Here is a 13,308-nt window from a genome sequence, read left to right on the forward strand (position 1 = left end):
TCGGGCATGGTGTGGCCCGGATGGAAAACAAAAGGCCGCCGGACAACGAGCGGCCGACGATACGGGTGGTTGGCAGGCGTGACGCTTGTTGTGGGAGTGAACAAGGTATGAGCAGGTTTGGCGGCAGACCACCCATTGGACGGGACCGTGTCCGGCTTTCCACCACGGAAAAGCAGGCCGCCGTCGCCGCCGCCAAGGATCAGAAGCCGGACTTCGACAACGACAAGCTGCTGAATCTGCTGCGGTCGGCGAAGAACGAACTGCAGGGCATGCGTCTGATCCACATGCACCTGTCGCTTTTGAAGGATCGCGACCCCAGCAGCCAGATGATGGTGCGGTCCATCATCCAGGAACTGGGGACCAAAGCGTCCTATCTGCAATCCTTCAACATTTCCAACGGCGACGTCATCATCCTCTACAAGGGGCTGAAGCTGACCGGCGTGACCGACGTCTGCCAGACGGTCGAACAGGTCTTCCTGTCGAAGACGACACTGACGGGCCCCAACCCCTACAAGGAATATTCGCTCTATTCGATCATGGAACTGGCGTTGAACTTCATCAACGTCATCCGTTTCATCGAGGAATTGCAGGCGAACGAGACCGGCAACCACGTCACCGAGACCAAGCCGCCGATCACGCTGGAAGAACTCGGCAAGCTCGAACGCTCCATGCAGATGTTCGACCTGTCGCCCTTCCTGTTCAACCAGGGCATCGCCAACATCGGCAGCGGCGAAGCCGAGATGGAGTATTTCGAACTCTACATCTCGATCAAGCTTCTCCAGGAACGGCTCTGCCCGGATTACGACATCACCGCCAACAAGTGGCTATTCAACTACTTCACCGCCAATCTCGACCAGTCGGTGCTGCGCGCTTTGAACCACGGGCTCAGCTTCATGCGGGGCCGTCGCATCGGCATCAACATCAACCTGTCCACCGTCATTTCGACCGGGTTCGTGAAGTTCGACGAGCGGCTGCCGATCGACTTCCGCGGGCAGGTGGTTCTCGAAGTATCGAAGGGCGACCTGATCGAAAATTTGTCGCTGTTCAACGAGGTGGTGGAGTTCGCCCAGGACCGCCGCTACCAGATCGCGGTCGACGGGCTGAACCCGTTCTGGGTGACGAATTTCGACCTGGAATATCTGAACGCCGATTACGCCAAGATCTTCTGGTCGAACGACATGCTGGAGATGGACCCGTCGTTCGAGAAGTATTTCCGCGACCGCATCGCCGAACAGGACCGCTGCAAATTCATCCTGGCCCGCTGCGACAGCGTCACCAGCCTGGTCTATGCCCACAAGATGGGGATCAATCTGGTCCAGGGCCGCGCGGTCGACAACATCATGCGCAAGGGCGTCAGCGTTCGCGAGGCCATCGCCCACGCGAAGGTGGACTGAGCGCGTTCAAGTCTTGCGCGGGGCCTGCCGTAGCAAACCGTCGGTCCAGGCCGGGGGAAGAAGAGCCAGCAGCCAGACCGCGGCCATCATTGGCCAGGGGAAGGCGATTCGCGCCCGATTGCGCTCCAGCCCGCGGCGGATGACCCGGGCCGCGGCATCGGTCTCCATCAGAAACGGCATCGGGAAGCGGTTCACCGCCGTCATCCGGCTTTTGACGAAGCCCGGACAGATGACCGAGACACCGATCCCCTCCCCGGCCAGATCGCCGCGCAGCGCCTCGCCATAGACCCGGACCATCGCCTTGCTGGCGCAATAGGCGGGCGCGCCGGGAAGGCCGCGGAAGCCAGCCAGCGAGGCCATGATGGCGATCTGTCCGCTCCGCCGCTCCCGCATCGCCGGAAGCAGCGGGTGGATGCTGTTCAGAACGCCGTCGATGTTCACCGCCAGGATGCGCCGCGCCTGCTCCTCCGTCTCCCCGCCATCGCCGGTGCCCGCCGACATGCCGGCGTTGGCGATCAGCAGGTCGACCGGCGAGGTCGCATCGACCCGAGCCAACCAGTCCGCCATCGCTTGGCGGTTGGCCACATCGATCGCCTTTGTCTCGACCACGGCACCGGCAGCACGGCAGCGCTGCGCCACGCCCTCCAGCCTTGCGGAGTCGCGACCGGTCAGGGCAAGTCCGACTCCGGGAGCCGCGTACAGGACAGCCAGGGCTTCGCCGATACCGCTGGAGGCCCCGGTGATGACAAGGGAACGCGGCTGTTTCATGGGATTTGCGCCCTGCCCGTCGGCTGCCCGATGGCGCCGACGCTTGTTGTGCGGTGATGTCGCGTTTATAAGCACGACATCATTCGACACCGCTTTTCAAGTGAGGCCGCCGTTGCCAGCCCATCGCCCCGTCATTGCCAGCATGACCGGTTTCGCACGCGTCGACGGGCACGGCGACGGCTATTCTTGGACCTTCGAGGCCAAGAGCGTCAATGGCCGCAGCCTGGATCTGCGCTGCCGCCTGCCGTCCGGCTTCGACAGCGTCGAGGCGGCGGCCCGGGCCGACGTGCCGAAGCGGCTGGCCCGTGGCAACGTCAACCTGACGCTGACCGTCAACCGCGCCCAGGCGGTGTCGCAGCTGCGCATCAACCGCGAGCTTCTGGCCCAGGTCCTGGAGATCGCGCGGGAGATCGAGGGGGCCGGGGCCGCCGCGCCTCGTCTGGATTCGCTGCTGGCCGTCCGCGGCATCATCGAACCAGTGGAAGAGGACGAAACCGAGGCACGCGAGCGTGTCGAGTCGGCGTTGAAGGGCGACCTGTCCAAACTGATCGACCAGCTGGCGGTCAATCGCCTCGCCGAGGGAGCGCGCATCGCCGAGGTGCTGAACGGCCATCTTGACGAGATCGCCCGGCTGGTGGATGCGGCGTCGGCCTGCGCCTCGACCCAGCCGGAAGCGCTGCGCGAGAAGCTGCGGACCCAGGTTGCGGCGATCCTCGGTTCCTTCCCCGCCCTGTCGGAGGAGCGGCTGGCCCAGGAGGCGGCGATCCTGATCGGCAAGGCCGACGTGCGCGAGGAGCTGGACCGCCTGCGCGCCCACATCCAGGCCGCGCGCGACATGATGGCGGAGGGCGGCGCCATCGGCCGCCGGTTCGACTTCCTGTGCCAGGAGTTCAACCGCGAGGCCAACACGCTCTGCTCCAAATCGGCGGATGTCGAACTGACCCGCATCGGCCTGTCGCTGAAAGCCTCCATCGAGCAGCTTCGCGAGCAGGTCCAGAACATCGAATAATCATCGTTCCTGAATGACAGGCAACTGCGAGTGACCGCCATGGCTGCGACCAACACCTCCCCGATCCACCGCCGCGGCCTGATGCTGGTGCTGTCCTCCCCGTCGGGGGCCGGCAAGACCACCATCGCCCGCGGACTGCTGGACCGCGATGCCGGCATCACCATGTCGGTGTCGGTGACCACTCGGGCGATGCGTCCGGGCGAGGTCGAAGGGCTGGATTATTACTTCATCGATCAGCCGCGCTTCGACCGCATGGCCGAGACCGGCGACCTGCTGGAACATGCCCGCGTCTTCGGCAACTGCTACGGCACGCCGCGTGTGGCGGTGGAGGACGCGCTGGGCGCCGGCCGCGACGTGCTGTTCGCCATCGACTGGCAGGGCGCGCAGCAGCTGGCGCAGAACGCCCGCGACGATCTGGTCAGCGTCTTCGTCCTGCCGCCGTCGGTCAGCGAGCTGGAACGCCGCCTGCGCGGCCGCGGCCAGGATTCCGAGGAGGTCATCGCCAACCGGATGGCGAAGGCGTCCAACGAGATCAGCCACTGGCCGGAATACGACTACGTCATCGTCAACAGCGACGTGACCGAGAGCATCGCCGCGGTCGAGTCCATCCTGCATGCCGAACGGCTGCGCCGCCGCCGGCAGATCGGCCTGCCGGAGTTCGTGCGCAGCATTCAGGATACGCTCTAACTGTTTGAGCGATAACTACTTGTTCGGAAACGGCTGCGCCCGCACCTTGATTTCATGGTCGGGCGGGCCTTCGCTGCCGTCCGGCTTCTTGCCGCGGTAATAGCCCTTCTGCCAGCGTTCCTGTGCCGCGGCACTGCCCGGAGTCCGCAGTTCGTTGTTGAACTGGCTGCGCGAGGTCGCCCAGGCCCGGTACTGCGCCGCAGTCTCCGGATCGCTGTCCAAGTCGCGAACCTCCGGCGTCAGGCTTTCCACCAGACCGCGCTGGATCGGCATGAGATGGGCGAAGGGCTCGCCCTTTTCCCAGGTCACCGGCACGCCGGCAGCGGTGAACTTCCAGTTCATGGTGAAGGGGTAAGGCGACCAGTCGGTCTCGATGATTCCCGACAGGCCCAGGATTCCGTGTTTCGGATGGTTCAGCGGGCCGGTGACCATCAGGTTGACGCCCGGCGGCGTGCGGAACAGGGCCGCGACATGGAAGGTCAGGACGCCGCTGCCGAAATGGCTGGCCGGCAGCAGGGGATGCGGCTCGTCGGCCGTGACAGCGATGGCATCCAGCCCCGTTCCGCCATCCCACACGGCGGTGACCCGCACCGGGCAGCAGACCTCCCACCCGTGCATGCTGGCGATGTTCAGCGGCAGGCAGCGGTAGCCGTACTGCTCCGGCAGGGCATCGATCCAGTCGCGGGTCGGGCGGGCGGGACGGATGTCGGGCATCGCGCCCGAAAGGGGATAAGCGATCAGCGTCATGGCGTCGCATCCTGACAGACTTCTTTATCAGGTGTAACCCTGGTGCTCCAATGGTCACAACCGGTTTCGCGACCATCCGGATTACTCCTGGCTCGACGTCAGGCATTGCGTCGACGAACACTACTCCAGTATGACTGGCTCGTTGTATTAGAGTTCGTTTGATTAGCGAACCGTATCGTCACGCGCCGCCGGGCGGCGGATGCGGCGTCGCGCGCATGGGGTGGAACAGGGCTATGATCGGCAAACTTCACAGCATCAAGGCAAAGCTCCTGATCCTTCAGGGGCTGTTCCTCGTCGCCATTCTGGTGGGCGGCATCTGGTCCGCGACATCGAAGCGCGAAACCATGGTGGAGGGCTACCGCAACTCCATCCAGGCGGTGGTGCAGACCTCGCTGTCGATCATGAAGTCCTACGATGCCCGCGCCGCCAAGGGCGAGTTCAGCCGGGAGGAGGCGCAGACCCTCGCCAAGGGTGCGCTGCGGGCCCTGCGCTTCTTCGGCAACGAGTACATGTTCGGGTACGAATTCGACGGCACCAACGTGTTCCACGGCGTGCGTCCCGACCTGGAAGGCACCCGCAAGCTCGCCGACTTCAAGGACAGCAACGGCGTGCTGGTGATCCGTGGCCTGATCGATTCGGCCCGCAGCGGCGACGGCACCCTGATCTACAATTTCCCCAAGGCCGGCGGAACCGAGCCGATGCCGAAACTGGCCTTTGCCGCGATCTATGAGCCGTGGGGCTGGATGATCGGCACTGGCGTCTACATCGACGATGTCGATGCCGCCTTCCGCAGCACGCTGATCAAGACGCTGCTGGTGACGCTCGCGGCGGCCCTGCTGCTTGGACTGTTCGGCTTCCGTCTGGTGTCGCGCATCGGCAAGGGGCTGGATGGCATTGCCAACGCCACCGACCGCATCGCCAAGGGCGATCTGGGCGCCAAGGTCGCCGGCGCGGACCGTGCCGACGAGGTGGGGGCCCTGGCCCGTTCGGTCGAGACGCTGCGCCTCAGCGCCATCGAAGCCGAGGATTTGCGCCGCCGCCATGCCGCGCTGGAACGGGAGGCCGAGGAAGGCCGCCGCGCCACCATGAGGCGGCTGGCCGACGAGTTCGAGAGCACGGTCGGTGCACTGGTCCATTCCGTCGCCGAGTCGGCCGGACAGCTGAGCCACACCTCGGGCGCAATGAGCCGCGGGGCGGAACAGACCACCCGGCTGATGGACGGCGCCGCCCGCGCCGCCGGGACCACCTCCGGCAACGTCCAGGCGGTGGCGGGCGCCACCGAGGAGCTGGCCGCCTCCATCCGCGAGATCGCCCAGCAGATCGCCGAGTCGACGACCGGCTCCGCCCGGGCGGTCGAGGATGTGCGCCGCACCTATGCCCTGATCGAACAGCTGGACGGCGTCGCCCGCCGCACGGTGGAGGTGGTGGACCTGATCCGCTCCATCGCCGAGCAGACCAATCTGCTGGCGCTGAATGCGACCATCGAGGCGGCCCGTGCCGGCGAGGCCGGCAAGGGCTTCGCCGTGGTTGCAAGCGAGGTGAAGAATCTCGCCAACCAGACCGCCAAGGCCACCGATGACGTGCAGGCGCAGATCGCCGCCATGACCGACGCCACCTCGTCCGTCGTCGAGGCGATGCGCGGCGTCGGCGGCGCCATCGAGACGGTGAACAACGTCGCCTCCAGCATCTCCGCCGCCATTGAGGAGCAGGGGGCGGCGACCCGCGACATCAGCCAGAACGTCAACGAGGCGGCACAGGGCGTCAGCTCGGTGTCCGACAGCCTGAACCTGGTGTGCAGTCACGCCACCGCCACCGGTCAGGCCTCCGCCGAGGTGGCAGCTGCCGCCCGCGCGGTGGGCGAGCGTGCCGACCGCATGCTGGGCGAGGTGTCGGCTTTCGTCGCCCGCATCCGGCAGGGCTGACCTTCCACCATGGCGGGGAAGGATATTCTACCGGATGCATTCGGTAAAATTCCGCGCTATGGATGGGGCAGCCAATCGCCGGATATGACGCCATGACCATCCCCTCCCCCGCCGCAGCCGCTCCCACCGTCGCCCGCCGGGGCTGGCTCGACGAGGCTCTGCGCCGGATTGAGGCGGACGTGAACCGCTCCGCCGACACTCACCTGCTGCGGATGCCGATCCCGGCGGCGCAGGGGATCACGCTGTATCTGAAGGACGAGTCGACCCATCCCACCGGCAGCCTGAAGCACCGGCTAGCACGGTCGCTGTTCCTCTACGCGATCTGCAATGGCTGGGTGCGCGCGGGTACGACGGTGATCGAGGCCTCGTCCGGCTCCACCGCGGTGTCGGAAGCCTATTTCGCCCAGCTGCTGGAACTGCCCTTCGTCGCCGTGGTGCCGCGCAACACCTCGCCGGCCAAGATCGCGCAGATCGAGTTCTATGGCGGCCGCTGCCATATGGTGGAACGCGCGTCGGAGGTCTGTGTCGAGGCGCAGCGGCTGGCCCGCGACTGCGACGGCCATTTCATGGACCAGTTCACCTATGCCGAGCGCGCCACCGACTGGCGCGGCAACAACAACATCGCCCAGTCGATCTTTGAACAGCTGGCGCAGGAGCCGCATCCGGTGCCGGACTGGATCGTCTGCGGCGCCGGCACCGGCGGCACCTCGGCCACCTTCGGGCGCTATGTGCGCTATCGCCGGCTGCCGACGCGGGTTTGCGTCGCCGACCCCGAGCATTCTGCCTTCTTCGCCGGCTTCCGCGACAACGATGCGAAGGCCAGCGTCGGCCGCGGTTCGGGCATCGAGGGCATCGGGCGTCCGACGGTAGAACCGTCCTTCCAGCCGACGGTGATCGACCGGATGATCCGCGTGCCCGACGCCGCCAGCATCGCCGCCGTCTGGGTGCTGCGCGAGCGGCTGGGCCGCGCCTGCGGCGGCTCGACCGGCACCAATCTGGTGGGCGCCATCGAGCTGATCGCCGGGATGATGCGGGAGGGCCGGCAGGGCAGCGTCGCCACGCTGATCTGCGATCCGGGCGACCGCTATATGGGGACCTACTTCAACCGCGACTGGCTGGAGTCCGCCGGGCTCGACATCGATCCCTGGTGCGAGCGGATCGACGCCTTCTTCCGCGCCGGCGCCTGGAGCGGCGACGGTCTGGACTCGGCCGAGCGCTGAAGGGGAGCCCGTCACGATGACTCGCATGAGAATCCGCATCGACTTCGAAAGCGGCGGCTCGATCGGGCCGGGCAAGATCGCGCTACTGGAGCGGATTCGCGACACCGGCTCCATCTCCGCTGCCGGACGGGCGCTGGGCATGTCCTACCGGCGGGCGTGGCTGCTGGTGGACGACCTGAACCGCATCTTCAGCGAACCGGTGGTGAGCGCCGCGGTCGGCGGCAAGCATGGCGGCGGCACGGTGCTGACCGCCTTCGGCGAACAGGTGATCGACCATTACCGTGCGGTCGAACGCGAAGCGCATGTGGCGACCGCCCACCGGCTGGCGGCGCTGGCGGCGGGGACCAATCCCGATTACGGCGCGGACAGTCAGGTCGATGACGGGAGCTTCGCGAACGATCCCGCCGTCGGGCCCGGATGCGGACCGGACAAGTAACCGGTCCTCACGGCAACGAAAAAGGCCGGGCAATTGCCCGGCCTTTTCATGTCCGCAAGCCGGAACCGGCTGTACGAACAGGTTCTATGCGAACGCCTTGTACGCAATCAGCGTGAAGGTGTCCCTCACGCCGGGCAGGGTCTGCACATGCTCCGTCACGAAGCGGCCGATGTCGTCGTCCTGCTTTAGGTAGCACTTCATCAGCAGATCGTACTGGCCGGAGATGGAATGCACCTCCGACACCTGTTCGATCAGCTGCACAGCCTGATCGGCGACCTCATAAGCCCGTCCGAGATCGCATTTGACCATGACGAAGATGGTCTGCACGGGCTCAGCCCTCCTGCGACGGATCGGTCGAGGTCTCGCTGGACGGACGCGGACGGGCCGAGCGCAGCATGAAGGCCGGCATATGGTCGCCGAAACCGATCACCGGCACGTCATCATCGTCGTCGTCACGGCGACGGCGGCGATCACGGTCACGATCACGGCGCGGCTCGTTGCTGCGACGGGATTCGGCGGCAGCCAGCGATTCGCGGGGTTGACGCTCCTCGCGGACCGGACGTTCTTCACGCATCGGGCGCTCCTCACGGACGGGACGCTCCTCACGCACCGGACGTTCCTCGCGGGCGGCGCGCTCTTCGCGGGGAGCGGCTTCCTCGCGCGGGGCGCGCTCTTCACGGGCACCACGGGGCGGACGGGCTTCCGAACGGGTGTCAGGCTTGGCCCCACGACCGCCACGGCCACGGCCTCGGCCGCGGGAGCTGCTGTCTTCCTCGCCGAACTCGGCCGTCTCCAGACCGTCGATGGCGATCATGGGGATCTCCCGCTTGATGAGGCGCGTGATCGCGCCGACCAGTTTCGTGTCGTCGGGCGTCGCCAGCATGAAGGCACGGCCCTGCTTGCCGGCGCGGCCGGTGCGGCCGATCCGGTGGACATAGTCGTCGGGGGTCAGCGGCACGTCGAAATTGAAGACGTGGCTGAGGCCCTGGACGTCGATGCCGCGGGCGGCGACGTCGGAGCAGACCAGCAGCGTGATCTCACCCTGCTTGAAGCGTTCCAGCGTCTCGGTCCGCTTGGACTGCACCATGTCGCCATGCAGCGCGCCGACATTGAAGCCGTGGCGTTCCAGCGACTTCTGCAGCACGGCGATGTCGCGCTTGCGGTTGCAGAAGATGAAGGCGTTCTTGACGTCCTCGGTCTGCAGCAGATGGCGTAGCGCCTTGCGCTTGTCCATCTCATGCACGAGGGTCAGGGCCTGGGTCACCGTTTCCGCCGGCGAGGCGGGCGGAGCGACGGAGATCTCAAGCGGCTGGGTCAGGAAGGCATCGGCCAGACGGCGGATTTCCGGCGGCATGGTCGCCGAGAAGAACAGGGTCTGGCGGTTCTTCGGCAGCTTGCTGACGATGCGCTCGATGTCCGGGATGAAGCCCATGTCGAGCATGCGGTCGGCCTCGTCGATGACGAAGACCTTGATGTCGTTCAGCATGATGTTGCCGCGCTCGAACAGGTCGATGAGACGACCCGGAGTCGCGATCAGCACATCCACGCCACGGTCGAGCTTCTTCACCTGTTCGGTGAAGGTCTCGCCGCCGATCAGCAGCGCCATGCTGAGCTTGTGGTACTTGCCGTAGGTCTCGAAGCTTTCCGACACCTGGGCCGCCAGCTCGCGCGTCGGCTCCAGGATCAGCGACCGCGGCATCCGCGCGCGGGCACGGCCCGACGCCAGGATGTCGATCATGGGCAAGGTGAAGCTCGCCGTCTTGCCGGTGCCCGTCTGCGCGCAGCCCAGCACGTCGCGGCGTTGCAGGACACAGGGAATTGCCTGTTCCTGAATGGGCGTCGGTTGGGTGTAACCCTTGTCCTCGATGGCGCGCAGGACGTCAGGGCCAAGCCCAAGTTCCGAAAAAAGCATCCAACCTGTTTCTGTTCTGGAGTGCGCAAATCGAGCGTCCGACGCCCGATGCCTGGATGAGGCCGAAGAATAGGAAGTCAAAGCTACATGTCAATAGATCCGATGTTCGGAGACCGAAAATTGACGCGGAAATACGCCGCGTTGGCGAAATGGGTCCCCTGCGCTAGGCTGTCGTCCGGCAACACCGCGAGTCGCGGCGCTTGCCGGCCCCCTGAAACGGGGTGGCCCGCTTCAAATGGAACGGTCGAGAGCATTTGATGATTCTTCGTGCCCAGGACTCGGTGCTGGTGGTGGTGGATGTGCAGGAACGGCTGCTGCCGGCTATCCACGACTCCGCCCGCGTCGTCCGCAATGCCGGAATGCTGCTGAAGGGTGCTGCCGCCCTGTCGGTGCCGGCGCTGCTGACCGAACAATATCCGCGCGGCCTGGGGCCGACGGTGGAGGCGGTGCGCGCCAACCTGCCGGCCGGAACCCCGGTGATCGAGAAGATCACCTTCGGCTGCACCGGCGAGCCGGCCTTCAACGCCGCGCTGGCGGAGTTGAAGCGCCCGCAGATCGTGCTGTGCGGGACGGAAGCCCATGTCTGCGTGATGCAGACGGCGCTCGGGCTGCGCCAGCAGGGTCATGCGGTCTATCTGGTGGCCGACGCCGTGTCGTCGCGCACGCCCGACAACCGCGTCATGGCGCTGGAGCGCATGCGCGCCGCCGGCGTGACCATCGTCACCACCGAAATGGTGCTGTTCGAGTGGATGGAGCGCGCCGGCACCCCCGTCTTCAAGCTCGTCAGCGCCCTGGTGAAGTGAGCGCAAGAGAAATCCTATGCCCTCAAACTCTACATCGTCAAAGGCCGGCCGCCGCCCCGCGTTGATCCTGTTGCCCGGCATGCCGCTGGACGCCGCATTGTGGGACCATCAGGTCCGGCATCTCGGCGAGGTGGCGGATCCGCAGGTCGTCGAACTGGCCGACTGCGACGGCATCGCGGCGATGGCCGGCAAGGTGCTGGCCCAGGCACCGGAACGGTTCGCCGTCGCCGGCCTGTCGATGGGCGGCTATGTGGCGCTGGAGATCCTGCGCCGGGCGCCGGAACGTGTGGAACGGCTCGCCCTGCTCGACACCAACGCCCGCCCCGACACGGCGGAGGCAAGCGCGACCCGGCGGGAGGCGGTGGCGCTCGCCCGCCAGGGCCGTTATGGGCAGGTCATCCGCGCCGCCCTGCCCCGTCTGATCCATCCGGAGCGGCTGGCCGACGAGGGCTTCGTCCGCTCCGTCCTGGCGCAGATGGAACGGGTGGGCGTCGATGGCTATGCGCGGGAACAGGAGGCGATCATCAACCGGGTGGACAGCCGGCCGGGTCTTGCCGCCATCCGCTGCCCGACGCTGGTCGTCTGCGGCCGCCAGGACATCCTGACGCCCCCGGCCCTGCACGAGGAGATGGCGGAAGCCATTCCCGGCGCGCGGCTGGTGGTGATCGAGGACTGCGGCCACCTGTCGGTGATGGAACAGCCGCAGGCGGTCACCGCCCTGATGCGCGACTGGCTGCTGCGGGACTGAGCGGCATCGACCATCGGGGGTCAGCAACCGAGACTTGGCGGTCCGAGATTAGCAATCCGGTGTGCCGCAGAGCAGATCCGACCGCTGGCTTGGGAACAGCGAGAAGGTCATGTCGCTGATCAGGCTGCGGAAATCCGGATCGTCCGGTCCCTGCGGCCGGTCGAGCCAACCGGTGGCGGAAGTCAGTGCGCCACCCGACCGGCAGAACGCGCCCTGCACGATGATCGGTCCGCCCGGCGGAGCGGTCGGGATCGGCCCTTCGGTGCAGAGGGCGGAATTCAGCATGTTTTCCACTACGTTGAAGGCCAGCACCACCTTGTAATCGCGCCGCGCCGTGTCGTTCGGCGTGGTTGTGAGGTTGGTCCTCACGCCGAACACCCGGTCCTGCATATGGGGCAGAACCTTCTCGGCAAAGCGGTCGGGCGTCAGGCCGAAGGGGTTGCCATGCACCACCACCCGAAGGTCGCGGTCGCTCGCCGCATAGGCCACCTCGCTGCGCGTGTAGGCCGGCGTCGGCTCGCTCGCCACCACCCGCTCGTTGGTGCAGGCGGCGAGAACGGAAGCGCCCAGCAGGAGGGCGGCGAGCGGCGGGAGCATGCGCATGATCGGGGTGTCCGTCGGTGTGGCTGGCATCGGTATCGCATGGCCGGATATGGGGTGCGGCTGCCGGAAGGGCGAGTGCTCCCCTGCTCCGTCACACGTCTCTCAGCCACTTGTCCGCGGCGCGGGCGATCAGGTCCGGATAGTCGGGATATTCCGGGCCGACCAAGGGAAGGTCGAACTCCGCTGCCATTCTCGCGACCGTCCGGTGCGTCAATTCCAGCCCAAGACCACGAGCGCGGCGGGCAATGGCCAGCTCCTGCCCCCAAACATAGACGTTTCGCGCGCAAGTGTTGCGCGCCATCGTCCGGGATTGCTCCATCCGCTCGTCACCGTTGATCGGCAGCCAGATGTCGGTCATCAGCATGTCGACAGGAGTGTCGGAGCGGTATTTCATTGCGTCGGCATTGACCACCTCGATCTTTGCCACGATGTCGGCCGGAAGCTGGTCGAACAAACCGATGAGCCGGTTCACCTCGATGACGTCGGGGTCCAATTCGACAATGGTGATCCGCGTCACCTCCGGTCGCAGCGCCGCATTCACCGCCGCCCAGCCCATGCCCATACCCATCACCACCGTGTGGCCGGTGGCGGCACGCACGCCGATCTCCTGGCTTTCGATTTCCATCGGCGTCATCGACATCCAGGTGCGATAGCCCTGACCGGCCTCGCGCCGGCTGAGAATCGCGGTATCCCTGGTCAGCCGGGCCGGACTCCAGTAGCCGGCACTCAACAGCAAGGGAACCACCTGAAGCCGCCAGCGCCCAACCTCGCAGGACTGGTAACGCGGTATGAAAAGGTCGGTGACGAATGGTATCAGCGGAGCCAGCACGTCGGTCAGAATTTCGGACGGGACGGCGTCAACCGGGATATCTGTTCCGGGAAATGCTGGGGTATGCATACGCCTCCTAAAGGAACAGGTCATGATGCGGGAAAAACCATCAAGACAGCTGTTCACGAGAGGATATATTAGGGCGTCATTCTCTGTAACCGAGAAATTCACGCACGTTCCGCCACCCGATCTTCAGGTGGAATCCGGGCCGCAGTAAGGATCAGAAGTAC

General features: G+C 66.0%; 14 protein-coding genes. 8 read left to right on the plus strand and 6 right to left on the minus strand.

What is annotated here, in order from left to right; all coding sequences use genetic code 11:
- Positions 1 to 107: 107 nt before the first annotated feature.
- Positions 108 to 1,394 carry a hypothetical protein gene (locus ABNQ38_RS17645; protein ID WP_377809518.1) on the plus strand — a complete coding sequence of 429 codons (1,287 nt, stop codon included), beginning with the start codon at positions 108 to 110 and terminating at the stop codon, positions 1,392 to 1,394.
- Between the two features lie 6 nt (positions 1,395 to 1,400).
- Here the strand turns inward: ABNQ38_RS17645 and ABNQ38_RS17650 are convergent, their stop codons facing one another.
- Positions 1,401 to 2,162, minus strand: a complete 762-nt coding sequence (locus ABNQ38_RS17650; protein ID WP_377809519.1) for an SDR family NAD(P)-dependent oxidoreductase — start codon at positions 2,160 to 2,162, stop codon at positions 1,401 to 1,403.
- Between the two features lie 142 nt (positions 2,163 to 2,304).
- Here ABNQ38_RS17650 and ABNQ38_RS17655 point away from each other — a divergent pair, with 142 nt between their 5' ends.
- Positions 2,305 to 3,171, plus strand: a complete 867-nt coding sequence (locus ABNQ38_RS17655; protein WP_377809520.1) for a YicC/YloC family endoribonuclease — start codon at positions 2,305 to 2,307, stop codon at positions 3,169 to 3,171.
- Between the two features lie 39 nt (positions 3,172 to 3,210).
- The gene (gmk, locus tag ABNQ38_RS17660; protein WP_377809521.1) at positions 3,211 to 3,858 is read left to right on the plus strand and encodes a guanylate kinase; all 648 of its coding nucleotides are present in this window, start codon (positions 3,211 to 3,213) and stop codon (positions 3,856 to 3,858) included.
- Positions 3,859 to 3,873: 15 nt separating this feature from the next.
- Here gmk and ABNQ38_RS17665 read toward each other — a convergent pair whose 3' ends face one another.
- Positions 3,874 to 4,605 carry a DUF6065 family protein gene (locus tag ABNQ38_RS17665; protein WP_377809522.1) on the minus strand — a complete coding sequence of 244 codons (732 nt, stop codon included), beginning with the start codon at positions 4,603 to 4,605 and terminating at the stop codon, positions 3,874 to 3,876.
- 233 nt (positions 4,606 to 4,838) lie between these two features.
- Here ABNQ38_RS17665 and ABNQ38_RS17670 point away from each other — a divergent pair, with 233 nt between their 5' ends.
- From ABNQ38_RS17670 to ABNQ38_RS17680, 3 genes are all read left to right on the plus strand, one after another.
- Complete coding sequence (locus ABNQ38_RS17670) at positions 4,839 to 6,527, plus strand: methyl-accepting chemotaxis protein (RefSeq protein WP_377809523.1); 1,689 nt, start codon at positions 4,839 to 4,841, stop codon at positions 6,525 to 6,527.
- A gap of 92 nt (positions 6,528 to 6,619) precedes the next feature.
- The gene (locus ABNQ38_RS17675; protein WP_377809524.1) at positions 6,620 to 7,747 is read left to right on the plus strand and encodes a PLP-dependent cysteine synthase family protein; all 1,128 of its coding nucleotides are present in this window, start codon (positions 6,620 to 6,622) and stop codon (positions 7,745 to 7,747) included.
- 16 nt (positions 7,748 to 7,763) lie between these two features.
- Positions 7,764 to 8,183: a winged helix-turn-helix domain-containing protein gene (locus ABNQ38_RS17680; RefSeq protein ID WP_377809525.1), complete on the plus strand. Its 420-nt coding sequence runs from the start codon at positions 7,764 to 7,766 to the stop codon at positions 8,181 to 8,183.
- A gap of 84 nt (positions 8,184 to 8,267) precedes the next feature.
- On the opposite strand, the gene ABNQ38_RS17685 is transcribed toward ABNQ38_RS17680, so the two are convergent.
- Together ABNQ38_RS17685 and ABNQ38_RS17690 are read right to left on the minus strand one after the other, a co-directional pair.
- On the minus strand, positions 8,268 to 8,510 hold the full coding sequence (locus ABNQ38_RS17685) for an Lrp/AsnC ligand binding domain-containing protein (RefSeq protein WP_085089209.1): 243 nt from the start codon (positions 8,508 to 8,510) through the stop codon (positions 8,268 to 8,270).
- Positions 8,511 to 8,514: 4 nt separating this feature from the next.
- Positions 8,515 to 10,095, minus strand: coding sequence for a DEAD/DEAH box helicase (locus tag ABNQ38_RS17690; protein WP_377809526.1), 1,581 nt, complete (start codon positions 10,093 to 10,095; stop codon positions 8,515 to 8,517).
- A 257-nt stretch (positions 10,096 to 10,352) separates the two neighbouring features.
- On the opposite strand from ABNQ38_RS17690, the gene ABNQ38_RS17695 reads away from it, so the two are divergent.
- Together ABNQ38_RS17695 and ABNQ38_RS17700 are read left to right on the plus strand one after the other, a co-directional pair.
- Positions 10,353 to 10,898, plus strand: a complete 546-nt coding sequence (locus ABNQ38_RS17695; protein ID WP_377809527.1) for a hydrolase — start codon at positions 10,353 to 10,355, stop codon at positions 10,896 to 10,898.
- A gap of 16 nt (positions 10,899 to 10,914) precedes the next feature.
- Entirely contained in the window at positions 10,915 to 11,646 is a 732-nt protein-coding gene (locus tag ABNQ38_RS17700; RefSeq protein ID WP_377809528.1) for an alpha/beta fold hydrolase, read from the plus strand.
- 48 nt (positions 11,647 to 11,694) lie between these two features.
- Here ABNQ38_RS17700 and ABNQ38_RS17705 read toward each other — a convergent pair whose 3' ends face one another.
- Entirely contained in the window at positions 11,695 to 12,249 is a 555-nt protein-coding gene (locus ABNQ38_RS17705; RefSeq protein ID WP_377809529.1) for a hypothetical protein, read from the minus strand.
- Between the two features lie 91 nt (positions 12,250 to 12,340).
- The gene (locus tag ABNQ38_RS17710) at positions 12,341 to 13,147 is read right to left on the minus strand and encodes a hypothetical protein (protein WP_377809530.1); all 807 of its coding nucleotides are present in this window, start codon (positions 13,145 to 13,147) and stop codon (positions 12,341 to 12,343) included.
- Positions 13,148 to 13,308: the final 161 nt, after the last annotated feature.

Origin of the sequence: Azospirillum sp. A29, assembly GCF_042604625.1 — a bacterium.
Classification (GTDB): domain Bacteria; phylum Pseudomonadota; class Alphaproteobacteria; order Azospirillales; family Azospirillaceae; genus Azospirillum; species Azospirillum palustre.

Coding starts and splice junctions, on each gene's coding strand:
- ABNQ38_RS17645 (WP_377809518.1), top strand. CDS start 108: ATGAGCAGGTTTGGCGGCAGACCACCCATTGGACGGGACCGTGTCCGG.
- ABNQ38_RS17650 (WP_377809519.1), bottom strand. CDS start 2,162: ATGAAACAGCCGCGTTCCCTTGTCATCACCGGGGCCTCCAGCGGTATC.
- ABNQ38_RS17655 (WP_377809520.1), top strand. CDS start 2,305: ATGACCGGTTTCGCACGCGTCGACGGGCACGGCGACGGCTATTCTTGG.
- gmk (WP_377809521.1), top strand. CDS start 3,211: ATGGCTGCGACCAACACCTCCCCGATCCACCGCCGCGGCCTGATGCTG.
- ABNQ38_RS17665 (WP_377809522.1), bottom strand. CDS start 4,605: ATGACGCTGATCGCTTATCCCCTTTCGGGCGCGATGCCCGACATCCGT.
- ABNQ38_RS17670 (WP_377809523.1), top strand. CDS start 4,839: ATGATCGGCAAACTTCACAGCATCAAGGCAAAGCTCCTGATCCTTCAG.
- ABNQ38_RS17675 (WP_377809524.1), top strand. CDS start 6,620: ATGACCATCCCCTCCCCCGCCGCAGCCGCTCCCACCGTCGCCCGCCGG.
- ABNQ38_RS17680 (WP_377809525.1), top strand. CDS start 7,764: ATGACTCGCATGAGAATCCGCATCGACTTCGAAAGCGGCGGCTCGATC.
- ABNQ38_RS17690 (WP_377809526.1), bottom strand. CDS start 10,095: ATGCTTTTTTCGGAACTTGGGCTTGGCCCTGACGTCCTGCGCGCCATC.
- ABNQ38_RS17695 (WP_377809527.1), top strand. CDS start 10,353: ATGATTCTTCGTGCCCAGGACTCGGTGCTGGTGGTGGTGGATGTGCAG.
- ABNQ38_RS17700 (WP_377809528.1), top strand. CDS start 10,915: ATGCCCTCAAACTCTACATCGTCAAAGGCCGGCCGCCGCCCCGCGTTG.
- ABNQ38_RS17705 (WP_377809529.1), bottom strand. CDS start 12,249: ATGCGCATGCTCCCGCCGCTCGCCGCCCTCCTGCTGGGCGCTTCCGTT.
- ABNQ38_RS17710 (WP_377809530.1), bottom strand. CDS start 13,147: ATGCATACCCCAGCATTTCCCGGAACAGATATCCCGGTTGACGCCGTC.